Here is a 22384-nt window from a genome sequence, read left to right as displayed (position 1 = left end):
GCTCCGTGCTGCCCTGAGCAGGCGCTCAGCTGTCGACGGTGGCCGGCCGGCTGTCGGCTCGACCGTGCTGCCGGAGGTCCGGCAGCGCGTCCATGCGGTCCTCGGGCAGGAGCGGCTCCAGGGGGACCACACCGCCGTCCGGTACGTCCTGGGTGCCCCGCGCGGGGGGCGGCTCGGGCGGCAGGTCTTCCGGGGGCGACGCGGTGTCCTCGGGCGGGGTCGGCGGCGACGGCGGGGGCTCCTCCGGGGAGCCCGTCGGAGGGCTGGGTGGGGAGGGCGGGGCGGTGCGCGTGGGCTCCGTCGGGGACGGGGTTTGCGGGCTCGGTGCCGTGGGGCTCGGGCTGGTGGGGCTGGGACTCTCCGGACTGGGGGTCCTGGGGCTCGGACTCGTGGGGCTCGGGCTCGTGGGGCTCGGGCTCGTGGGGCTCGGGCTCGTGGGGCTCGGCGTGGGGGTGCTCGTCGCGGGCGGCGGGACGGTGCGGTCGCGGTTCCCCTCGTCCCCGGCCCTCCGCTCGATCCACGTGTTGTTCACGATGTTGACGATCGTGATGTCGACGATGACCTGCGGCGCGGGGGTCACGACCACGACCTGCTCGGGCCGGTAGCCCCGCCACGACTGCCCCTTCACGGCCGCGTCTGTCCGGGTCGCCGCAGGCGGCTTGAGCGGATTGCCGCAGGCGCAGCGCACGCGCGGCAGGCCGCGGTCGTCGACGAGGACGGCGGTGCCGGCCTGGAGGACGGCCTGGAAGCCGGTGGCCCGGCCGTCCCGGAAGCCGTGGTTGGTGACCCGCGTGTCGGCCCGCAGCACCACCGGGGTCAGTCCGCGCAGATACGTGGGGACGTCGGCCCGGGCGACGCCCACCACGCCGGCGAAGGCGCCGGCCTTGGCCTGGTCGGAGGTGAGGAAGCGGATCTGCTTCTCGATGTCGCAGCTGCTCTCGGAGAGCGTGCCGCCGTACAGCCCCGGCGTGGAGCCGTCGACGGACCTGAGCCGCTCCACGTCGGACGTCGCGGTGCCGGAGGGGGTGGGAGGCTCCGGTGAGCGGGTGGCCGGCGACGGTGTCGGCGTTGACGCGGCGGTGGAGTCGGTGAACGGGTCCGGACCCGCTTCGGCCACGGGCTGCAGCCGGAGCTCGTCCTCGCCGTCCACGGCGCTCGCGCTGCCGGTGGCCGCGCAGCCGGTGAGGCCCGCTCCGCCCGCGACGAGAAGGGCCGCGGATATCGCCAGGGCCGCGGCATGGCTCCTGATGGGTGAGCGCACCGTGTTCTCCCGCCTCTCGGTTAGGCCATTTGCAGGCAATTGTCTGTTTGATCCCCGGCTGCCTCGCAAGCCGAGAGGGGCCGACCGTGAACGGAACGGCCTGCGCCGTCCCCGCGAGAGCGGCGCCGGTTCAGGCGCAAAAATAGGGTTCGTGGAGTGGTTCACCGGACCCGACTACTGGCTGAGCCGGCTGGTCTTCCAGCGGGGCCTCGCCGCCGTGTATCTGGTCGCGTTCCTGACCGCCGCCCTGCAGTTCCGTCCCCTGCTCGGGGAGCGGGGCATGCTGCCGGTTCCCCGGTATGTGGCGCGGGTGCCGTTCCGCGACGCGCCGAGCGTGTTCCAACTGCACTATTCGGACAGGTTCTTCGCGCTCTGGTCCTGGGCCGGGTGCCTGGTCTCCGCGGCCCTGCTGGCGGGCGTCGACGGCCTGCTCCCCCTCTGGGCCGCGATGCTGCTGTGGCTGGTCCCGTGGCTGCTGTACCTGTCGATCGTCAACGTCGGCCAGACCTGGTACGGCTTCGGCTGGGAGTCCCTGCTCCTCGAGGTCGGCTTCCTGGCCGTGTTCCTCGGCAACGACCGCACAGCCCCGCCCGTCCTGGTGCTGTTCCTGCTGCGGTGGGTGCTCTTCCGCGTGGAGTTCGGCGCCGGGCTGATCAAGCTGCGCGGGGACCCCTGCTGGCGGAAGCTGACCTGCCTGGACTACCACCACGAGACCCAGCCCATGCCGGGCCCGCTGAGCTGGTTCTTCCACCACCTCCCGAAGCCCCTGCACCGGGTCGAGACGGCGGCGAACCACTTCACGCAACTAGTCGTGCCGGTGCTCCTGTTCACCCCGCAGCCGATCGCATCGGCGGCGGCCTGCCTGATGATCCTCACCCAGCTGTGGCTGGTGCTGTCGGGCAATTTCTCCTGGCTGAACTGGATCACGATCGTCGTGGCCCTGTCAGCGGTGGACTTCTCCCCCGTCGCCGCACCCCCGGCCCTGCCTCCCGCCCCGCTCTGGTACGAGATCGTCGTGCTCGCCGTAACGGCTCTGGTACTGGTCCTCAGCTACCGCCCGGCCCGGAACCTGGTCTCACGACGCCAGATCATGAACTACTCCTTCGACCCGTTCCACCTGGTCAACACCTACGGCGCGTTCGGCAGCATCAACCGGATCCGCGAGGAGGTGGTGATCGAGGGCACGGCAGACGAGGTGCCGAGCCCGGACGCCGACTGGCGGGAGTACGAGTTCAAGGGCAAGCCGAGCGATCCCCGGCGCTGGCCGCGCCAGTACGCGCCGTACCATCTGCGGCTCGACTGGCTGATGTGGTTCGCCGGGATCTCCCCGGCGTACGCGGGATCCTGGTTCGGGCCGCTGGTGGAGCGGCTCCTGGAGAACGACCGGGAGACGCTCCGGCTGCTGCGCCGCTCGCCGTTCCCGCCGGACAGCCCGCCGCGGTACATCCGGGCCCGCCTGTACCAGTACCGCTTCACGACGTGGCGCGAGATGCGTACGACGGGAGCGTGCTGGCACCGCACGTACGTCCGTGAGTTCCTGCCGCCGACGCGGCTCGACGTGGTGGCTCAGCGACGGTAGGCGCTCCGCTGGGAGTGCCGCGACGTTGCGGCGTCGTTCGGGTGCGGCGGCGTCGTGGCTGGTCGCGCCCACGCGGCGGAGCCGCATATCGATACAGCCCGCGCCCCTTCGGGGCGCTGCCCGCTCAGGGGCGGCGAGGTGGTGACCGTCAGAGGCGGTAGACGCGGGTGGCGGTCCCCGCGAAGATCTCATTCCTCTCGTCGGCGCCGAGCGATCCCGTCAGTGCCTCGGCCGCCCGGGTGACCTCGGCGTACGAGGCGGCGAGGGTGCAGACCGGCCAGTCCGAGCCGAACATCAGCCGCCCGGGTCCGAAGGCGTCGAGCACGGTGTCGGCGTAGGGCCGCAGATCCTCGACCGTCCAGGTGCGCCAGTGCGCCTCGGTCACCATCCCGGACAGCTTGCAGACGGTGTTCGGCAGCGCGGCGAGCGCCCGGACCTGGCTCGCCCAGGGTTCGAGCTCCCCGGACGCGATGGGCGGTTTGCCGAGGTGGTCGAGGACGAAGGTGAGGCCGGGGTGCTCGGCGGCCGCCTTGACGCAGGCCGGCAGCTGGTGCGGCAGGACCACGAGGTCGTAGACCAGGCCCGCGTCGGCGACCGCGGCCAGACCACGGCGTACGTCGGGGCGCAGCAGCCACTCCGGGTCCGGCTCGCCCTGCACCTGGTGCCGGATCCCGGCCAGATACCGCCCGCCCGGGAGCTCCCGCAGGGCGGCGAGCGCGTCGGCGACATCGGGGCGGGTGAGATCGATCCAGCCGACCACCCCGCCGATGAGAGCGCTCTCGGCGGCGAGGGCCAGGAACTCCGGGGTCTCCTCCGCGACAGTGACCGTCTGTACGAGGACGGTGGCCCGCACACCGAGCGAGCGCGCTTCGGGTTCGAGATCCGGCACACCGAAGGTGCGCCGGATCGGAGCCAGGTCCGGGCCGGTGATCCAGTCCTGGTCCCGTACCGACAGGTCCCACACGTGGTGGTGCGCGTCAACGATCCGGTCTATCCCGTCGACCATGGCTTCCCTCACAGCTCCCATACGACGGGCAGGCCGGCGTCCGCGCCCTCGGCCGAATAGTCGTGGACGACGTCCAGGAGGTCGGCCATGCGGGCCTGCCAGGCGATGTTGACGGGGAGTTTCTCCAGCTCGGCGAGCATGCGCCCGTAGTCCTCACACTCGAGGACATGGAACAGGTCCGTACCGCTGCGCCAGATCGTCCAGGAGGTGGCGCCAGCCGCCCGGATCGCGGCCGTGAGCTCCGCCGGGACCTCCCGGTGCGCCCTCTCGTACTCCTCGATGCGGTCGGCGCGGACCTTGGTGTGCAGGGCGATCCTCATGACGGCTCCTCTCCGGGTACCGGAACGTCGTCGGGCAGGAGCCGCTCCGCGCGGAGCTCCGCCCAGAAGTCTGCGGGCACGGCCACCGCGAACTGCTCTGCCGCGTCTCGTACTTCGGCCGCCGAGCGGGTGCCGACCAGCACGCTGGTGACGGCCGGGTGCGCCAGGGGGAAGGCCAGGGCGGCGGCGCGCAGGGTGGTGCCGTGCCGTTCGGCCAGGTGCTTCAGCCGTAGCGCCCGGTCGAGGAGGGCGGGCGGTGCGGCGGCGTAGTCGTACGTGGCTCCCGGGCGCGGGTCCGCGAGCAGCCCGGAGTTGAAGACGCCTCCGACGACCACCGATGTGCCGCGCGCGGCGGCGGCCGGGAGCAGTGCGGTGAGGGCCTGCTGGTCGAGGAGCGTGTAGCGGCCCGCGCACAGGACCGCGTCGACGTCCGTGTCCAGGACGAACCGGGTCAGCATCTCGGCCTGGTTCATGCCGGCGCCGATCGCGCCGATCACACCCTCCGAGCGGAGCTTCTCGAGCGCCGGGTACCCCTCGCGGAAGGCCTGTTCGGCGCGGTCGTCGGGGTCGTGCAGATAGACCACGTCGACCCGGTCCAGGCCGAGCCGCGTGAGGCTGTCCTCCAGCGAGCGGCGGACGCCGTCGGCGCTGAAGTCCCAGACCCGGCGGTGGGTCGCGGGCACGGCGAAGCCGTTCGCGAGGTCGTCCCCTCCGCCGTCGCCGGGTTCCAGGAGTCGCCCGGCCTTCGTGGACACGGTGTACGCCGGGCGCGGACGCTCCCGCAGGGCCTCGCCGAGGCGCCGTTCGGACAGGCCGAGGCCGTAGTGCGGCGCCGTGTCGAAGTAGCGGACACCGGCGTCCCAGGCGGCCGCGACGGCGGCGTACGCCTGTTCGTCACCGACCGCCGCGTACAGGTTGCCGATGCCCGCCGCGCCGAACGACAGCTCCGTCACCTCGACGGTGCTCCGGCCGAGAGTGCGTGTACGCATGGCGGTCACTGTCCCACCGGCCGCAGCCGCAGCCCCTGCATCCCGCCGTCGACGGCGAGCGCCGTGCCGGTCGTGGCGCCGGAGAGCGGGCTCGCCAGGTAGGCGATGGCGCCCGCGACCTCGTCCGCCGACACCAGGCGCCCGGTGGGCTGGCGCGCCTCCAGGGCGGCGCGCTCGGCGGCCGGGTCGTCCGTGGCGTCCAGCAGCCGGCCCACCCAGGGGGTGTCGGCGGTGCCGGGGTTCACGCAGTTGACGCGGATGCCCTCGCGTACGTGGTCGGCGGCCATGGCGAGGGTCAGCGAGTACACCGCGCCCTTCGTGGCCGAGTACAGGGCGCGCTGCGGCAGGCCCGCGGTGGCGGCGATCGAGCAGGTGTTGACGATCGCGGCCCGGTCGGAGGCGCGCAGGTGTGGGAGCGCGGCACGGGTGGTGCGGACCATGCCGACGACGTTGACGTCCAGCACGCGGTGCCACTCGTCGTCGTCGTTGTCCTCCACGGTGCCCTGGGCGCCGATGCCCGCGTTGTTAACCAGGACGTCGAGGCCGCCGAGGTCCGCGACCGCGGCGGTGACGGCCTCGCGTACGGAGGCGTCGTCGGTGACGTCGGCCCGGTACGCGAGGAGGGGCGTGTCCCCGTCCTTCAGGGCTTCCGGGTTCAGGTCGAGCACGGCCACCTGGGCGCCCCGGGCGGCCAGCAGTTCAGCGGTCGCCCGGCCGATGCCCGAGGCGCCGCCGGTGACGAGGACCTTGAGGCCCCCGAAGTCCTGGGAGTGCTGGGCGTCCGTCATGCCGCTGTTCCCTTCTGCTGCGCGTGCTCCCGCTGAGCGAGGTCGGCGGCCCAGAAGGCCCCGCCCGGGTACGTGTACTCCGCGATGGACTCGGGCCGCATGGCGGCCGAGAAGCCCGGCGCGGTGGGTGCCTGGTAATGACCTTCGCGGATCACCACCGGCTCGAGGAAGTGCTCGTGCAGATGGTCGACGTACTCGATGACACGGTCCTCGGTGGTGCCGGACAGCGCGACGTAGTCGAACATCGACAGGTGCTGGACGAGTTCGCACAGGCCGACGCCGCCCGCATGCGGGCAGACTGGCATGCCGAACTTGGCCGCGAGCAGCAGGATCGCGAGGTTCTCGTTGACGCCGCCGACCCGGGCGGCGTCGATCTGCAGCACGTCGATCGCGCCGGCCTGCAGCAGCTGCTTGAAGACGATGCGGTTCTGGACGTGCTCACCGGTGGCGACCTTGACCGGCGCGACGGCCTTGCGGATCGCCGCATGCCCGAGCACGTCGTCGGGGCTGGTGGGTTCCTCGATCCAGTACGGGTCGAACTCGGCGAGCGCCTGGGTCCAGGTGATCGCCTCGTCCACGTCCCAGCGCTGGTTGGCGTCGACGGCCATACGGACACCGGGTCCGACGACGGAACGGGCGACGCGGCAGCGCCGCACGTCGTCGGCGAGATCGGCGCCGACCTTGAGCTTGATCTGCGTGAAGCCGTCGGCGACGGCCTGCGCGGCGAGCCTGGTCAGCTTCTCGTCGTCGTAGCCGAGCCAGCCGGGCGAGGTGGTGTACGCGGGGAAGCCTCGGCGCAGCAGATCGGCCGCGCGCTCGTGGGAGCCCTCCCGGCCGCGCCGCAGGAGTCCCAGCGCCTCGCCGGGCGTGAGCGCGTCCGTCAGGTACCGGAAGTCGATCTGCGAGACGAGCCACTCGGGCTCCGCGTCCGCGAGGAACTGCCACAGCGGCTTCCGTGCACGTTTCGCCGCGAGGTCCCAGACGGCGTTGACGACCGCGCCGATCGCCATGTGCATCAGGCCCTTCTCGGGGCCGAGCCACCGCAGCTGGCTGTCCCCGATCAGGTCCCGGCTCACCACTCCCGGATCGGCGCACAGCTCCTCGACGTCACGCCCGAGCACATGCGGCCGCAGGGCGTCGATCGCGGCCACCTGGACGTCGTTGCCCCGTCCGATCGTGAAGGTGAACCCGTGCCCCTCGTGCCCGTCCCCGGCGTCCGTGCGGAGGACCACGTAGGCCGCCGAGTAGTCGGGATCCGGGTTCATGGCGTCGGACCCATCGAGCTCCCGTGACGTGGGAAAGCGGATGTCGTAGGTGTCGACCGCGGTGATGCGGGCGGGGGTCGGGGACACAGATGGCCTTTCGGTTTCCGGTACGGGCTTGTTGCGGTACGGGGTTCAGTGGCGGTTCGGGGCTCGGAATATTTATCAGACCACTTCAGGATCACAACAGACTTCAGCGCGCACTTTTCCCTGCTTGGACGGTATTCACCGTCATGGTGGTCTGACCACATTCCCGAATAGACTCGGCGGCCGAGGCGACGGAAGGACGTGCCGTGGACGAGTCGGTCCCACAGAAGGGCACCGTGACGCAGCGCGCCATCGAGCAGATCAAGGCGATGATCGGCGAGGGGCGGCTGGAACCGGGACAGCGGCTGCCGACCGAGCGCGATCTCGCCACCCAGCTCGGCATCTCGCGCAGCTCGATGCGCGAGGCGATCCGCGCCCTCACCGTGCTCGGCGTGCTGGAGGCCCGGCACGGCTCCGGCATCTACGTCACGCAGCTGGAGGCCGGGGACCTGCTGGAGACCTTCGGCGTCGTCGCCGATCTCTCCCGCGGCCCGCGTCTGGTCGAGCTCCTTGAGGTGCGGCGCGTCCTGGAGTCGACGGCGACCGCGCTGGCGGCCGCGCGGATCACCCCTGAGCAGCTCGCCGAGGTGGAGAAGCACCTCGAGGCGATGAACGCGACCGAGGACCCGGAGGAGATCCTCTTCCACGACCTGGCGTTCCACCGGGCCATCGTGGCGGCCGCCGGAAACGAGACGATGGCGGCGATCCTCGAAGGGCTGTCCTCGCGAACCTTCCGGGCCCGGGTCTGGCGCGGCTACCAGGAGGAGGGCGCGTTCGAGCGCACACGCCGCGAACACGCCCGCATCCATCGCGCTCTGGCGGACCACGACCCGGAGGCGGCGCGGGCGGCCGCCGCCGCGCATGTCGGGGAGGTCGAGGCGTGGCTACGGGGCCAGGTGGAAGAGCACGGCTGGACGACGACGAACGGCACACGGCCGTAGCGCACAAGCGCGCCGGTCCCGGCCCACGCGAATCCCGGACCCGCGAGTCCCGACCCAAGCGATCGCCGCGACGCGCAGGAGCAGCAGGGCTGCCTCGCCGCGGCGCCCGATGAGTTCGATGCCCTTCTCCCGCAGCCGTTCGGTGACCGTGGGCTCGCCGGCCGGCTCGGCGCCGAGCCCGGCGCCGTAGCGCTTGCCGATGTCGGCGATCTCGCGGACGTGCCGCTGCGATCGGCCGGCGAGGGCGTGGGCGAGGTAGTGGATGTCGTGGTCGGTCCTGAACTGTTGCGCTGAGCCGGGCACGCGGCAGAGGGCGCCGGCCGCCACGGGGCCTACAGGTCCGGCCCCGGGCGCCCGGCCCGGTGCGCTGGGTGAGGTCAGGCCGGTCGCCCTCCGTATGTCGCGGACGCACGCCGGCGGTCCACCTGCCTGGCGGCTGCGCTGGCGGCGAGGGCCAGAATCAGTGCGATCGCACCGACGATGACGTTGTTGACGATCGTCCTCGCGGTGCTCACGTCACCCGCCACGGCCCACGGCGAGATGATCGTCCACGCAGCGAGGGCGCACGCGGCCCACGCCATGCTGTGCGTGCGCTCGTAGGCACGGCCGAAGCCGCCGCTCATGAGCAGCGCGTAGGCGACGCCGACGACCAGGTTGTTGACCGCCAGGGTCGACAGACCGTTGAACCCAGCGATCCAGGGAGAAGCGGCCAGGTAGAGGCCCGTGATGAGTGCCGCCGTCTCGATGGCCTGTGCCCGAGGGGTGGTCGTGGCACGTTCGGCCATGTCGTGACGCTGGCGCATGGCGACGATGTCGGGATGTGTTTCCATGTCCGACCGGGGCGAAGTCGTCATGGCGATCACCTCCGAAGTGTCGTGCGGGTTAGTACCCCGGGGCCGGGTACCCCATCGGGGCCGTATAACCATCAGGCACCCGGCCATCGCCGAAGGCTCGGGAAGAGCAGGTCGTCCGCAGGTGTCAGGCTGGGGCCGCGATGATCGAGGTCCCGCCCGCCGGGCCGACCGGCACCAGCTACTGCAGGCGCTCGCCGCACTGACCGATCCCGCACCGGATGCGGATCATCGGGCGCCCCTGGAGAGACGCACCGACGTCAGCGCGCCCGGCCCGCGAGCTGGGCCTGGGCCGCCCGCTGCTGCACATGCACCTGCAGCGCCTGGAGGCCGCCGGGCTGGTCATCGGATCCCTCGAAGCTGCGAAGGACGGCGAGACGATGAAGTACGTCGAAGTCGCCTCGTGCTTCTTCGAGTTGCCGCCGCCCGGCCATGCCAGTCCGGGCCGTGCCCGTCCTGGCCGCGCGGGGCTCGGCCCGGCAGACGGCCCGCACGCCCGAGGCCGGGCCGAGGCCGGGACCGCCTTCGTGACCCACCGGGTGATCCGTTTCATACTGGACGTGACAGGAGCCGTCCCGTACCCGCCCAGAGCCGCCCGCAGCCGCCTGACGGAGCGTCACGAAAGTCAGCATCAGGTCAGCGTCAACACCGCCAGGAGCCGCCGCGGTCACTGCGAAGCACCAAGATCGACAACTTGCCATACCAGCTCTGACCTGCACAACCACAGGTGACGGCCACCGCTGTGAAGGACCGAGGAGGCACCATGAAGATGCTGATCAACGTAGCGGAGACGGTGGTCGCGGACGCGCTGCGGGGTCTGGCGGTCGCTCATCCCGAGCTGACGGTCGACGTCGAGAACCGCGTCGTCGTACGGCGGGACGCTCCGGTGGAGGGGAAGGTCGCCCTCGTCTCCGGCGGCGGGTCGGGGCACGAGCCGCTGCACGGCGGTTTCGTGGGGCTCGGCATGCTGTCGGCCGCGTGTCCCGGTGAGGTGTTCACCTCACCCGTTCCGGATCAGATGGTGCGGGCCGCGGCCGCGGTGGACAGCGGCGCGGGCGTCCTGTTCATCGTGAAGAACTACACGGGCGACGTGCTCAACTTCGACATGGCGGCCGAGCTCGCCGAGGACGAGGGCGTCCAGATCGCGAAGGTGCTGGTCAACGATGATGTGGCGGTCACCGACAGCCTGTACACGGCGGGCCGCCGCGGCACCGGCGCGACCCTGTTCGTCGAGAAGATCGCAGGCGCGGCGGCGGAGGAGGGGCAGCCGCTGGAGCGGGTCCAGACGATCGCCCGGCAGGTCAACGAGAACGCGCGCAGCTTCGGCGTCGCGCTGAGCGCGTGCACCACGCCCGCCAAGGGCAGCCCCACCTTCGACCTGCCTCCGGGAGAGCTGGAACTCGGGATCGGCATCCACGGCGAGCCGGGCCGCGAGCGGCGCGCCATGATGACGGCGCGGGAGATCGCCGACTTCGCGGTCGACGCGATCCTGCAGGACATGCCCCCGAAGAACCCGGTGCTGCTCCTCGTCAACGGCATGGGCGCGACGCCGCTGCTGGAGCTGTACGGCTTCAGCGCGGAGGTGCACCGCGTGCTGGCCGAGCGGGACGTGGCCGTGGCCCGCACACTGGTGGGCAACTACGTCACCTCGCTGGACATGGCGGGAGCCTCCGTGACGCTGTGCCAGATCGACGAGGAGCTGCTGCGGTTGTGGGACGCCCCCGTCCGTACGCCCGGACTGCGCTGGGGGATCTGAGGGGTCGTCCGATGAATGGCCCACACGCGTCAACGTACCGACCACCGAAGGAGATTCCGTGCTCGACGCCGACTTCTTCCGCCGCTGGATGACGGCGGCCGCCGCAGCCGTCGACCGGGAGGCGGAGCGCCTCACCGCGCTGGACTCGCCGATCGGCGACGCCGACCACGGCACCAACATGCTGCGCGGGTTCAGGGCGGTGACCGCGGCCCTGGAGAAAGAGGACCCGGCCACTCCCGGTGCCGTCCTCACGCTCTCGGGGCGGCAGTTGATCTCCACGGTCGGCGGCGCGTCGGGGCCGCTGTACGGCACCCTGCTGCGCCGCACCGGCAAGGCGCTCGGCGACGCGGCGGAGGTCAGCGAGGAGGAGCTGGCCGCCGCGCTGCGGACGGGCGTGGAGGCCGTGGCGACGCTGGGCGGGGCCGCGCCCGGCGACAAGACGATGCTGGACGCGCTGATCCCGGCGGTCGACGCGCTGGCCGAGTCCTTCGCCGCGGCATGCGAGGCCGCCGAGAAGGGTGCGGTCGCGACGACACCGCTGCTGGCCCGCAAGGGCAGGGCGAGCTATCTGGGCGAGCGCAGCATCGGGCACCAGGATCCCGGCGCCACGTCGTCGGCTCTGCTGTTCGCGACGCTCGCCGAGGCGGCCGGTGAGTGAGGAGGCGTCGGTGAACAACCACGGCAAGAACGACGACAAACTCGTGGGCGTCGTCCTGGTGTCCCACAGCGCCGCGGTCGCGGCCTCGGTCGCCGAACTGGCGGCCGGGCTCGCGGGCGGCGGCGCGACCGCGCCGGTGGCGGCCGCGGGCGGTACGGAGGACGGCGGGCTGGGTACGAGCTCGGAACTGATCGCCGCGGCGGCCGCCGGGGTCGACCGGGGCGCCGGCGTGGCGTTGCTGGCCGATCTGGGCAGCGCGGTGCTGACCGTGAAGGCCCTGCTCGCCGAGGGCGACGAACTGCCCGACGGCGCCCGTCTGGTGGACGCACCGTTCGTCGAGGGCGCCGTGGCGGCGGTCGTCACGGCGTCCGCGGGCGCGGATCTCGACGCGGTGGAGGCGGCGGCAGCGGAGGCGTACACGTACCGGAAGGTGTGACCCCGCCGCCCCCGCCCACGCGGAGGAGCGCCCATCACGCGAGATCCCGCCGGAGGGTTGAGCGCCGCACCCCTTGATGCCCCTCTTGATGTGTTCCCGTCACCCATGGCATACAGGTCTGGACCAATGCCCTCGAGGGGAAGGCATCACCATGCGACGCACTCCCGGGCTCGACCTGCTGACCGCGGTGGCCTGCGCCACCGCGGTCATGACGGCGACCTCCTGCGCAGGGAGCGACGAGGCGGCCCGGGGCGACCGGCCCCCTTCGGCCCCGACGGGCGTCACGGCACAGGCGGGCAGCGCCACCTCGGTCCACGTCATGTGGAACCAGGTGGGCAACGGCTCCACCGTCGTCGCCTACGAGGTGTATCGCGGCACCACCAAGGTCAAGGAGGTACCGGGTGATCACCACATGGTGGACGTCACCGGACTGAAGCCGTCGGCCACCTATGCGTTCGCTGTGCGGGCCCGGGGCGCCGACGGGAACACCGGGCCGTTCAGCAAGAAGGTGCCCGTCACCACGCCTGCCGGAGTCGAGGAGGACCGCGAGCCGCCGACCCGGCCACGGGAGGTACGCGGGCGGGTCGCCGGAAGCCGGGCCGTCTCGTTGTCCTGGAGCCGCTCGACGGACGACCGCGGCGTGGCGTCGTACGACATCTACCAAGGCACGTCGAAGATCCACAGCACCCCTGGCGGCGAGACGTCGGCGCTGCTCACCGGGCTGCGTCCCGGCACCACGTACGCGTTCACCGTCAGGGCACGGGACGCGGCCGACAACACGTCACCCGCGAGCCGCACCGTCCGGCTCACCACCGCGGCGGACGGCGGTGACGGGCGCGGTACGGCGCCCATCGGCTTCCGCGCGACGACGCACCACACGGACGGTGCGTACTACATCGACCTGTCCTGGACGCCGCCGCGCACGGGCGGTGCGGTGACGGAGTACCGCATCCATCTCGACGGACGGCTGGCCACCACCCTCGTCTGGGGCGGTGCGGCGCCACAGGACAGGGCCGAGCACAGCTTCTTCGTGACGCGCGAGAGCGGCGTGACCTACCGCGTACGGATCCGGGCGAAGCTCCCCGACGGCACGTGGGGCGGCTTCTCCCCCGAGCGGACGGTGACGACGGGGACAGGGCGGGGATAGCCGCGGCCGGACAGCCCCGACCGGACAGTCGCGGCCGCGACAGTCGCGGCCGGACAGCCGGACGGAGAGCTCCGGGGGCGGCCCGGCTGCCGACTGCCGGTGGCCGGGCGAACCGGCGACTCCCCGTCCGGCGGTCAGCCGGACGAAGGACGTTTCACCTGCCCGGATGCGGTCCGCATGCGGCCGGGACCCACGGCATCTTGACTCGACGTCAGGCAGCACGGGCGTTCCCAATCCTCGGCGGCGCATGGGATGTACCGCCAACCGTGCCGCCGGAGGGCAGAGACATGCGTACCAACACTCAGATATCCGTCCGATCCGGCCTGATCGCAGCCGCCGCCGCGCTGCCGCTGACGCTGGCCGCTCCATCGGTCGCCGCGGACAACGGGATCACCGTGACCAGCACCGGTTCCACGGTCTCGGTGAACACCGCCGCCTGCCCAGGCGGCGGCAACGCCTCACTCCTGTCCAGCGGCCTGACCACCTTCACTCAGGGCAGGCAGGCGGTGCTGGCGGTGGGTGCCACCAACCAGACGGCCGCCTGGTCGAACGTCAGCCCAGGCGCGTACACGGTGATCGTGAACTGCAACGACGGCCGGAACGTGGGCAGCCAGCCCGTCACCGTCACCCTCACACCCACCCTTTCGACGACGAACTCGCCTGCGCTCGGAGTCAGGGGCGGCATCGGCGGTGGCATCAAGGACTACGGCACCCTCACGATGGTCGGCGGCGGGGTCATGGTGGCCGCGGCGCTGGGCGGCGGCGCGTGGTACATCCGCCGGCGCAACACGCATCACAGGACCTGATCCGGGTCCCCGATGGCCGACTGCCGTCCGCCCGATGTCCCCCCGGGCGGACGGCAGCGGTCATGCCGGTGGCGTGGGCGTGTCCACTGCGGGCGGCGTCGAAGCCTCCGCCGCCGCCGACGGCGACGCCGGTGGCTCCAGATCGGCCAGCGTGCGGCTGAGCCATCGCGTCCAGAACGTCTCCAGGTCGATACCGGCACGCAGGACGGCATGGCGCAGCCGGTCCTCGACCGTGTCCCGGCCGGGCGGGAAGTCCCGCTCCTCGATCTCGAGGTACTCCGTCAACTGCCGCTGATGCAGGGCGAGATGGCGGCGCAGCTCCGACTCGATGCCCTCCGCGCCGACGACTCCGGCGGCACGCAGCCGCAGCAGAAGAGGGTCGCGGATGGGCTTCGGGTCCTGCGACTCGGCCGTCCAGCGGGCGAGCTCCGCACGGCCTGCCGGCAGGACCTCGTACTCCTTCTTCTGGCCACGGGTCGGCTGCGCCGACGGCAGGGCCCGGATGTAGCCCTCGTGCTCCAGTTTCCCCAGCTCGCGATAGATCTGCTGATGCGTGGCCGACCAGAAGTAGCCGATGGACCTGTCGAACCTCCGTGTCAGCTCGAGCCCGGACGACGGCTTCTCGAGCAGGGCGGTGAGGATCGCGTGCGGGAGTGACATGGGGGGCATCCTAGGGACGGGGTCTGACAGGCACCGATGGCGCCGTCACAGGCCACGCATCCGGCAAGCCGCCGCGCCGCTACAGCGCCGCCGCCAGCTCCGTCCCCTGCCGGATGGCCCGCTTGGCGTCCAGCTCGGCGGCCACGTCCGCGCCCCCGATCAGATGGACGCTGCGTCCCGCGGCGCTCAGCTCCTCGTACAGGTCACGGTGCGGCTCCTGCCCGGTGCACAGGACGATCGTGTCGACCTCGAGGGTCTGGCTGCGCCCGTCGACGGTGAGATGCAGCCCGGCGTCGTCGATGCTGTCGTAGCGTGCGCCCGCGACCATCGTGACGCCGCGGTGGCGCAGCTCGGTGCGGTGGATCCAGCCGGTGGTCTTGCCGAGACCGGCCCCGACCTTGGACTCCTTACGCTGCAGGAGGTGGACGGTGCGCGGCGAGACCGGGCGTTCGGGCCGGCCGAGGCCGCCGGCCGCGCGGTAGTCCATGTCGACGCCCCACTGCCGGAAGTACGCGGCCGGGTCCTCACTCGTCTTGTCGCCGGGGTCGGTCAGATACGCGGCGACGTCGAAGCCGATGCCACCGGCGCCGATGATCGCGACCCGGTCGCCGACGGGCGCGCCGTCACGCAGCACGTCCAGGTAGCCGAGCACGCTCGGGTGGTCGATGCCGGGGATCTCCGGCGTACGGGGCGTGACGCCGGTCGCGACGACGATCTCGTCGTACTCCGCGTCCGCCAGCGATTCCGCGGTGGCACGGTTGTTCAGTCGCACGTCCACGCCGAGCTCGTCCAGCCGGGTGCGGTAGTAGCGTAGCGTCTCGTCGAACTCCTGCTTGCCCGGGACCTGGCGGGCGACGTTCAGCTGGCCGCCGACCTCGCCGGCGGCGTCGAACAGCGTCACCTCGTGCCCGCGCTCGGCGGCCGATACGGAGCAGGCGAGCCCCGCCGGGCCGGCGCCGACGACGGCGATGCGCTTGCGCAGCCGGGTGGGCGCGAGGACGAGCGCGGTCTCGTGGCAGGCACGCGGATTGACCAGGCAGGACGTGATCTTCCCGCTGAAGGTGTGGTCCAGGCATGCCTGGTTGCAGCCGATGCAGGTGTTGATGGCCTCAGGGCGGCCGGCCTCGGCCTTGGCGACGAAATCGGGGTCGGCGAGCAGCGGGCGGGCCAGCGACACCATGTCCGCGTAGCCGTCGGCGAGCAACCGCTCGCCCAGTTCGGGGGTGTTGATGCGGTTGGTGGTGACCAGCGGCACCGACACCTCGCCCATGACCTTCTTGGTCACCCAGGCGTAGGCGCCGCGCGGCACGGACGTGGCGATGGTGGGGATACGGGCCTCGTGCCAGCCGATACCGGTGTTGATGATGGTCGCACCGGCCGCCTCGACCGCCTTCGCCAGCGTGACGACCTCGTCGAGCGTCGAGCCGCCGGGGACGAGGTCCAGCATCGACAGCCGGTAGATGATGATGAAGTCCGTGCCGACGCGTTCGCGTACGCGGCGGACGATCTCGACGGGGAAGCGCATCCGGTTCTCGTAGGAGCCGCCCCAGCGGTCGTCGCGGTGGTTGGTCGCGGCGGCGATGAACTCGTTGATCAGATAGCCCTCGGAGCCCATGATCTCGACGCCGTCGTAGCCCGCGTGCCGCGCCAGGTCCGCCGCGCGCGCGAAGTCCTCGATGGTCTCCTCGACCTCGTCGTCGGTGAGGGCGCGCGGCGTGAACGGGCTGATCGGCGCCTGGAGGGCGCTCGGCGCGACGAGGTCCGGGTGGTAGGCGTACCGCCCGAAGTGCAGGATCTGCATCACGATCCGGCCGCCCGCGCGGTGCACGGCGTCCGTCACGCGCGCGTGCTCCTCTGCCTCCGCCTCGGTGGTCAGCTTGGCGCCGCCCACGCCGGGGCGCCCCGCGTCGTTCGGTGCGATGCCGCCGGTGACCATGAGCCCGACGCCGCCACGCGCGCGTGCAGCGTAGAACTCCGCCATGCGCTCGAAACCGCGCTCGGCCTCTTCGAGCCCCACGTGCATGGACCCCATCAGCACCCGGTTGGGCAGCGTCGTGAAGCCCAGGTCGAGGGGGCTGAGGAGATGCGGGTAGCGGGTCATGCGGGCCTCCGTGCGCGGGACGCGGTGCTCGGGCGAGCTCGTGCGGTGTACGCGGTGTCGTCCCGACTGTTGTAGACGACCCCGGGCCGTTATGCAACTAGTTGCAAAACGACGGAGCGCCCGGCCACCGACGGGGACCGGGGGCACGACGACGAGCGCCGCGGAGGACCCGACCCGGCCCGGGAGGCAGGCAGCGCCCGGCGGGCCTAGCGTCGTGGCATGAGCCCAGTCCCGACCCGCTACACCGTCGCCCTGAAGCCCCAGCTCTCCGACGAGGAGGGGCATCCCGTACACGGCGCTCCGATCCGCACGGCGGTCGTCGAGGCCACCGGGGACACGGGCGCGAGCGGCTATCCGCGCTATGTCGGCCACGGCATGCAGGCCGACATCGACCCCGAGACGCACCATGTCGAGGCGATCACGGTCGACGGACGGGAGCTCCCGTACGGGTGGGTGGCCCAGGTCGTCGAGGTCGGCCGCCCCGGCCACCCGGGCCGCGACCGGTTCGTCTGACCGGCGCACCTCATCGATGCGGACGGGGGAACGTAAGCCCGGCCGGGAGCCACTGAGAGCCCGCCCAGGAGCCCCGCAAGCAGGGCGAAGGGGGCAGGGAGGTCGAACCGGCCGGGCGCGATACCCTTGCAGCGCTCGGCGCCGGTCTGCGGCCGCCATGCGGTCGCGCCGACAGATGTCCGCGACTCGCACGACCGTCCGCGACTCGGCAGGGGGCTCCCGGGCACCCGCGCGCGGTCATACTGGCGAACCAACTGCCGCCGCCTCTTCCCGTCAGCCCCCACTTTCCGGAAGACTTCCGCAAAGTGCCGAGGAACGAGGGAGCAGAGTATGGCAACCGAGGACGCGCCGGGCGATACCCCGAAGCGCAAGGTGACGATCACGGCCATCGCGCAGGAGGCGGGGGTCTCGGTGCCGACCGTGTCCCGTGTCGTGAACGGGCGTTCCGACGTGTCCGCCGCGACCCGCGCCCGTGTCGAGGAGCTGTTGCGCCGGCACGGCTACCGGCGGCGGCCCCAGGCGCCCGGCGAGCGGGCCTCGCTCCTCGACCTGGTCTTCAACGATCTCGACAGCCCCTGGGCCGTCGAGATCATCCGCGGCGTCGAGGAGGTGGCGCACGCGTCGGGCATCGGCACCGTGGTGTCGGCGATACACAACCGCGCGGGCTCGGCCCGGCAGTGGATGCAGAACCTCCGGGCCCGCGCCTCGGACGGCGTCATCCTGGTCACGTCCGTCCTGGAGCCGAACCTGCACGAGGAGCTGCACCGGCTCGGCGTACCGCTGGTGGTCGTCGATCCGGCCGGTTCCCCGGCCTTCGAGGTGCCCACCGTCGGTGCCACCAACTGGGCCGGCGGCATGGCCGCGACCGAGCATCTGATCTCCCTCGGCCACCGCCGCATCGGCCTGATCGCGGGCCCGCCCCGGCTACTGTGCAGCAGGGCCCGCCTCGACGGCTACCGGGCGGCGCTGGAGGCGGCGGGACTCCCGTACGACGAGAAGTACGTCGTGCCGGGCGACTTCCACCACGCGTCCGGGTTCAGCGGCTGCAACGCGCTGCTCGACCTGGCCGAGCCACCCACCGCGCTCTTCGCCTCCAGCGACCAGATGGCCCTCGGCGCGATCGAGGCGCTGCGCCGCCGCGGCCTGCGGGTGCCCGAGGACATGAGCATCGTGGGATTCGACGATCTCCCCGAGGTGCGCTGGTCTGCGCCGCCGCTCACCACGGTGCGGCAGCCCCTCGCCGAGATGGGCAAGGCCGCGGCGAGAACCGTCCTGCGCCTCGCACACGGCGAGGAGATCGACTCACTGCGCGTCGAACTGGCCACGGAGCTCGTCGTGCGGTCGAGCACGGCTTCCGCGGAGGGCGCCGCCGGGCTCTGAGTACACGGCGGCCGATCCGATATTTTTCGATCAGATTTCCGGAAGTCGGCTGACGACAGGGCCTGGGGCCCATGCCTCGGGCCCTCAGCCGTCCACGGGCTCGGCGACACCGCCGGGAAGCTTCTTGGAGGCGTCCGCGTCCTTGAGCGCGCACATGAGGAACCGAAAGCCGCTGTTCCACCGGTCCTCGTCCGCGGTGTACCAGCCGGCGATCTTCCGTGATGTGCCGCGCGCCCATTCCTTCTCGTATTTCTGCTGGCAGAGGTCCGGATTCGCCTTCAAGAACTCCTGGTAGGACATGTCGTCCCGGGCCTTCGCCCAGCCGATCGCCTGCTGGGCGTGCGGTTTGTCGCAGTTGATCAGGATCCACCGGTTCCGGTCGTCGACGTTGAAGCAGTCGCCTGTTCCGGCGTTGGTGACGGCGAGATGCTCGCCCTCGGTGCGGAACTCGCCGAGCGGGCCGTATATCTCGTCGGTGCCGCGCTGGAAGACCAGGCAGGCGAGCGTCGAGCCGTCGCCGGAGGGCAGCATCGGGTAGGCCACGGGCGCGGCGAGGGTCTTGCGGAGCTCGGCGGTGCGTTCCTCACAGGTGCGCCTGGCCTGCGTCTCGCTCAGGCTCTCCGGGTCGGCGACCCGCTCGACGGCTATCACCTGGCCGGCGGGCGAGGAGACACGGCAGTCCGCGGGCCACATCTGCACCTCGCCGGTGTACGGCTTCTTCGGGTTCTCCCAGACGGCGTTGACGCATTCGCCGGGGACCAGTTCCTGATCGAGGGTGGTGTTGTTCCGGTACGGGCGGTAGGGGTGGCCGTCGGAGGACTCGGACGTGGAATCAGTCGGGTTCTTGTCGGCGTCGGCTCCGATCCCGTCGGCGAGCGCGATACCGCCCCAGACCGCGCCCGCCACGGCGGCCGCCGCGAGGCCCAGCAGAGAGGCCCGAACCCGGCGCCTCCTCCCCGGCGCGACGACTGCGGCCGTCGGGGCAAGAGGAGGAGAGGGCGCCGGCAGGGCCGCCACCGGCGGCCCTGGCAGGTCAGCGCCCTGCTGGTGCCCCGCACCGGAGCCTCCCGCGAAGGCGTGTCCCGCCGACCCGGCAGAGACCGCCTCACGCAGCAGGCGCGCAGCCTCCGAGCCCGTCATACGCCGCTCCGGATCCTTCTCCAGGAGCCCCAGCAGCACGGTGGCCAGCGGAGCGGAGGCCCGGCGCGGCGGGGGCGGGTCCTCGAAGAGCACGGCCGTGAGCGTGGAGAGGTCGGAGTCGCGGGCGAACGGGCCCTCGCCCTCCACCAGGCGGTACAGCGTCGCGCCGAGCGAGAAGAGATCGCCGGCCGCCGTCGGCGTTCCTCCCCTGGCCCGCTCGGGCGACAGATAACCCGGCGTACCGATAACCCCGCCGGCCGCGGTCAGCCGGGGATCGCCCGAGGCGGGGCGCAGCGAGATGCCGTAGTCGGTGAGCAGCACCCGCTCGAACACCGCCCCTGCACCGGCACCGGCGCCGGCACCGGCACCGTCAGCCGAAGCATCGGAAGTCCCCGGTGCCAGAAGGATGTTGGCCGGTTTCACGTCCCGGTGCAGAATGCCGAGCCGATGCCCCGTGACCAGCGCGTCAAGGACGGCGATGCCGATGCGGGCGGTATCGGATGAGGACATCGGACCGTTCGCCCGGACCACCGCCTCCGCGTCGGTGGCCCCCGGTACGTATTCCATGACGATCCACGGCAGCCCCTTGTGCTGGACCACGTCGTAGACCGTCGCCACATGCGGATGGCTGCGCAGCCGTGCCGCGTTGCGGGCTTCCGCGCGTGCCCGCGCCACCCGGGCGGTCATCTCCTGGTCCAGGCTCCCCTCGCCGCCCGCATGCCAGGACAGGCCGGGCTCCGGCACGGCGATCTCCTTGACCGCGACCTCGCTGGCCAGCACCTCGTCGTAGGCGAGCCACACCATCGCCATGCCGCCGATGCCGAGCCGCCGCACCAGCCGGTACCGGTCCGCTATCAGCCCCCTGCCGTCCTGATCCTGACCCCGGCCGTGGCCCGACGTCTCCCCCGTCATGGCCTTCCCCCTGAGACCCTCGCCCAGCGCTGAATCTTCCGTATGACAGTTACCCGCGCGACCACCGCCCGCAAGACTCTTCGAGCGGCCAAATGCCGTCACAGCACGCGCTCTTGCCCCTCTACGCGCTTCCTTCCCCTCCGCCTCACGGAGTACGGCCGCCGGGTCCGCCACGAGTACGGTCCGGGGTGCCTCACCGCGGTGGCGGCCGGGCACGAGGGCCCGCCGCGTTGCAGGATGGCTGCATGCTGTTCGCCCGGCTCGTACGTGTGTCCAAGGACGTCGCGGCCACCTCGGCGCGGTCCCGCAAGATCTCTCTGCTGGCCGAGTTGTTCCGGGCCGCGGAACCGGACGACGTGCCGATCGTCATCCCGTATCTGGCGGGGCGCATCCCGCAGGGGCGGCTCGGCATCGGCTGGAGCGTGCTGCGCGAGCCCGTCGCGCCCGCGGCCGAGCCGACGCTCACCGTACGGGATGTGGACGCGGCACTGACCGGTCTGGGGGCGGTGTCCGGCGCGGGCTCGACGGCCGAACGAAAGCGGCTCGTGGGCCGGTTGCTGGGCGCGGCCACGGCGGACGAGCAGCGGTTCCTGTTCGGGCTGCTCACCGGTGAGGTGCGCCAGGGGGCGCTGGACGCGGTGGCGGTCGAGGGGCTCGCCGAGGCGACCGGTACGCCCCCGGCGGACGTGCGCCGCGCCGTGATGCTGGCGGGATCGCTGCAGAACATCGCCGAGGCCCTGCTCACCCGCGGCCCGGTGGCACTGGCGGACTTCCAGCTCACCGTCGGACGGCCGGTCCTGCCGATGCTCGCGCACACCGCGTCGTCCGTGGGCGAAGCGGTCGGCAAGCTTGGGCCCTGCGCGGTCGAGGAGAAACTCGACGGCATCCGCGTGCAGGTACACCGCACCGGCGACGACGTACGCGTCTACACCCGCACACTCGACGACATCACCGACCGGCTCCCTGAACTCACCTCCGCAGCACGGCAGTTGAGGGGCGAGCGGTTCATCCTCGACGGCGAGGTGATCGCGCTGAACGCCGAGGGCCGGCCGCGGTCGTTCCAGGAGATCGCCGGCCGCGTCGGCTCGCGTGTCGACGTGGCCACCGCGGCGGCCGCCGTGCCCCTGTCCCCCGTCTTCTTCGACGCGCTGTCCGTCGACGACCGCGACCTTCTCGACCTGCCGTTCAGCGAGCGACACGCCGAGCTGGCGCGGCTGGTGCCCGAGCCGATGCGGGTACGGCGCGCCGTCGTGGACGATCCCGCGGACGACGCGGCCCGCCGAGCAGCCGAGGAGTTCCTGGCCGCAACGCTGCACCGCGGCCACGAGGGCGTCGTCGTCAAGGCACTCGACGCGCCCTACAGCGCGGGACGGCGCGGGGCCTCCTGGCTGAAGGTGAAGCCCGTGCACACCCTGGACCTGGTGGTGCTGGCCGCCGAGTGGGGCCACGGCCGGCGCACCGGAAAGCTGTCCAACCTCCATCTGGGCGCGCGCCGCCCCGACGGCTCCTTCGCCATGCTGGGCAAGACCTTCAAGGGCATGACGGACACGATGCTCGCCTGGCAGACCGAGCGCCTGCAGCAGCTCGCGATCAGCGACAACGGCTACGTCGTCACCGTGCGCCCCGAGCTCGTCGTCGAGATCGCGTACGACGGGCTGCAGAAGTCCACGCGGTACCCGGCGGGGGTCACGCTGCGGTTCGCCCGGGTGGTGCGGTACCGGGAGGACAAGTCGCCCGCGGAGGCGGACACCGTGGAGACGGTGCTCGCCGCCCACGCCCGATAGCCGTCGG

22 protein-coding genes are annotated in these 22384 nt (G+C 72.0%); 10 read left to right on the top strand and 12 right to left on the bottom strand.

Going from position 1 to position 22384, the window contains the following annotated elements; translation table 11 throughout:
• Positions 1-25: 25 nt before the first annotated feature.
• Positions 26-1261 (bottom strand): DUF6777 domain-containing protein, encoded by a 1236-nt coding sequence (locus STSP_RS27785; RefSeq protein ID WP_198547447.1) that lies wholly within the window; start codon positions 1259-1261, stop codon positions 26-28.
• Between the two features lie 151 nt (positions 1262-1412).
• On the opposite strand from STSP_RS27785, the gene STSP_RS27780 reads away from it, so the two are divergent.
• Positions 1413-2840, top strand: coding sequence for a lipase maturation factor family protein (locus tag STSP_RS27780; protein ID WP_067283518.1), 1428 nt, complete (start codon positions 1413-1415; stop codon positions 2838-2840).
• Between the two features lie 148 nt (positions 2841-2988).
• Here STSP_RS27780 and STSP_RS27775 read toward each other — a convergent pair whose 3' ends face one another.
• Genes STSP_RS27775 through STSP_RS27755 form a run of 5 tightly spaced genes read right to left on the bottom strand, consistent with a single transcriptional unit; the run spans position 2989 to position 7295 of the window.
• Entirely contained in the window at positions 2989-3846 is an 858-nt protein-coding gene (locus STSP_RS27775) for an amidohydrolase family protein (protein ID WP_067283516.1), read from the bottom strand.
• An 8-nt stretch (positions 3847-3854) separates the two neighbouring features.
• Entirely contained in the window at positions 3855-4166 is a 312-nt protein-coding gene (locus STSP_RS27770) for an L-rhamnose mutarotase (RefSeq protein WP_067283514.1), read from the bottom strand.
• Positions 4163-5155, bottom strand: coding sequence for an aldo/keto reductase (locus STSP_RS27765; protein ID WP_067283552.1), 993 nt, complete (start codon positions 5153-5155; stop codon positions 4163-4165). Before STSP_RS27765 ends, STSP_RS27770 begins: the two co-directional genes overlap by 4 nt.
• A gap of 5 nt (positions 5156-5160) precedes the next feature.
• Entirely contained in the window at positions 5161-5943 is a 783-nt protein-coding gene (locus tag STSP_RS27760) for an SDR family NAD(P)-dependent oxidoreductase (RefSeq protein WP_067283513.1), read from the bottom strand.
• On the bottom strand, positions 5940-7295 hold the full coding sequence (locus STSP_RS27755) for an L-fuconate dehydratase (protein WP_067283511.1): 1356 nt from the start codon (positions 7293-7295) through the stop codon (positions 5940-5942). The genes STSP_RS27760 and STSP_RS27755 overlap by 4 nt, the downstream gene beginning before the upstream one ends.
• Positions 7296-7498: 203 nt before the next feature.
• Between STSP_RS27755 and STSP_RS27750 the strand changes: the two genes are divergently transcribed.
• Complete coding sequence (locus tag STSP_RS27750) at positions 7499-8233, top strand: FadR/GntR family transcriptional regulator (RefSeq protein WP_067283510.1); 735 nt, start codon at positions 7499-7501, stop codon at positions 8231-8233.
• On the opposite strand, the gene STSP_RS27745 is transcribed toward STSP_RS27750, so the two are convergent.
• The 3 genes from STSP_RS27745 to STSP_RS41330 all read right to left on the bottom strand — a co-directional run bounded on the left by STSP_RS27745 (position 8177) and on the right by STSP_RS41330 (position 9620).
• Positions 8177-8536, bottom strand: coding sequence for a hypothetical protein (locus STSP_RS27745; protein ID WP_157902912.1), 360 nt, complete (start codon positions 8534-8536; stop codon positions 8177-8179). The genes STSP_RS27750 and STSP_RS27745 overlap by 57 nt on opposite strands.
• Positions 8537-8610: 74 nt before the next feature.
• Positions 8611-9087 carry an SPW repeat protein gene (locus tag STSP_RS27740; protein WP_232789817.1) on the bottom strand — a complete coding sequence of 159 codons (477 nt, stop codon included), beginning with the start codon at positions 9085-9087 and terminating at the stop codon, positions 8611-8613.
• Between the two features lie 257 nt (positions 9088-9344).
• A complete protein-coding gene (locus tag STSP_RS41330; RefSeq protein ID WP_198547446.1) occupies positions 9345-9620 on the bottom strand; it encodes a hypothetical protein in 276 nt (91 codons plus the stop codon).
• Between the two features lie 227 nt (positions 9621-9847).
• Here STSP_RS41330 and dhaK point away from each other — a divergent pair, with 227 nt between their 5' ends.
• The 5 genes from dhaK (at position 9848) to STSP_RS27710 (ending at position 13887) form a co-directional block, all read left to right on the top strand.
• Positions 9848-10840: a dihydroxyacetone kinase subunit DhaK gene (dhaK, locus tag STSP_RS27730; RefSeq protein WP_067283502.1), complete on the top strand. Its 993-nt coding sequence runs from the start codon at positions 9848-9850 to the stop codon at positions 10838-10840.
• A gap of 58 nt (positions 10841-10898) precedes the next feature.
• A complete protein-coding gene (dhaL, locus tag STSP_RS27725; protein ID WP_067283500.1) occupies positions 10899-11498 on the top strand; it encodes a dihydroxyacetone kinase subunit DhaL in 600 nt (199 codons plus the stop codon).
• 10 nt (positions 11499-11508) lie between these two features.
• Complete coding sequence (locus STSP_RS27720) at positions 11509-11934, top strand: PTS-dependent dihydroxyacetone kinase phosphotransferase subunit DhaM (RefSeq protein ID WP_067283499.1); 426 nt, start codon at positions 11509-11511, stop codon at positions 11932-11934.
• A gap of 151 nt (positions 11935-12085) precedes the next feature.
• Positions 12086-13081, top strand: a complete 996-nt coding sequence (locus STSP_RS27715) for a fibronectin type III domain-containing protein (RefSeq protein WP_067283497.1) — start codon at positions 12086-12088, stop codon at positions 13079-13081.
• A gap of 287 nt (positions 13082-13368) precedes the next feature.
• Positions 13369-13887 carry a hypothetical protein gene (locus tag STSP_RS27710; RefSeq protein ID WP_067283495.1) on the top strand — a complete coding sequence of 173 codons (519 nt, stop codon included), beginning with the start codon at positions 13369-13371 and terminating at the stop codon, positions 13885-13887.
• Between the two features lie 60 nt (positions 13888-13947).
• On the opposite strand, the gene STSP_RS27705 is transcribed toward STSP_RS27710, so the two are convergent.
• Positions 13948-14547, bottom strand: a complete 600-nt coding sequence (locus tag STSP_RS27705) for a PadR family transcriptional regulator (protein WP_067283494.1) — start codon at positions 14545-14547, stop codon at positions 13948-13950.
• Positions 14548-14626: 79 nt separating this feature from the next.
• Entirely contained in the window at positions 14627-16648 is a 2022-nt protein-coding gene (locus STSP_RS27700) for an NADPH-dependent 2,4-dienoyl-CoA reductase (protein WP_067283492.1), read from the bottom strand.
• Positions 16649-16867: 219 nt separating this feature from the next.
• Between STSP_RS27700 and STSP_RS27695 the strand changes: the two genes are divergently transcribed.
• Together STSP_RS27695 and STSP_RS27690 are read left to right on the top strand one after the other, a co-directional pair.
• A complete protein-coding gene (locus STSP_RS27695) occupies positions 16868-17161 on the top strand; it encodes a hypothetical protein (RefSeq protein ID WP_067283484.1) in 294 nt (97 codons plus the stop codon).
• 330 nt (positions 17162-17491) lie between these two features.
• Positions 17492-18541: a LacI family DNA-binding transcriptional regulator gene (locus STSP_RS27690; RefSeq protein ID WP_067283482.1), complete on the top strand. Its 1050-nt coding sequence runs from the start codon at positions 17492-17494 to the stop codon at positions 18539-18541.
• An 84-nt stretch (positions 18542-18625) separates the two neighbouring features.
• On the opposite strand, the gene STSP_RS39310 is transcribed toward STSP_RS27690, so the two are convergent.
• Complete coding sequence (locus STSP_RS39310; RefSeq protein WP_067283480.1) at positions 18626-20593, bottom strand: serine/threonine-protein kinase; 1968 nt, start codon at positions 20591-20593, stop codon at positions 18626-18628.
• 245 nt (positions 20594-20838) lie between these two features.
• Here STSP_RS39310 and STSP_RS27680 point away from each other — a divergent pair, with 245 nt between their 5' ends.
• On the top strand, positions 20839-22377 hold the full coding sequence (locus tag STSP_RS27680) for an ATP-dependent DNA ligase (RefSeq protein ID WP_067283479.1): 1539 nt from the start codon (positions 20839-20841) through the stop codon (positions 22375-22377).
• The last annotated feature ends 7 nt before the right edge of the window (positions 22378-22384 follow it).

It is taken from the genome of Streptomyces jeddahensis (genome assembly GCF_001642995.1).
Taxonomy (GTDB): Bacteria; Actinomycetota; Actinomycetes; order Streptomycetales; family Streptomycetaceae; genus Streptomyces; species Streptomyces jeddahensis.
The sequence above is the reverse complement of the archived record's forward strand: the minus strand, read 5'-3'. Positions and strand labels throughout refer to the sequence as shown.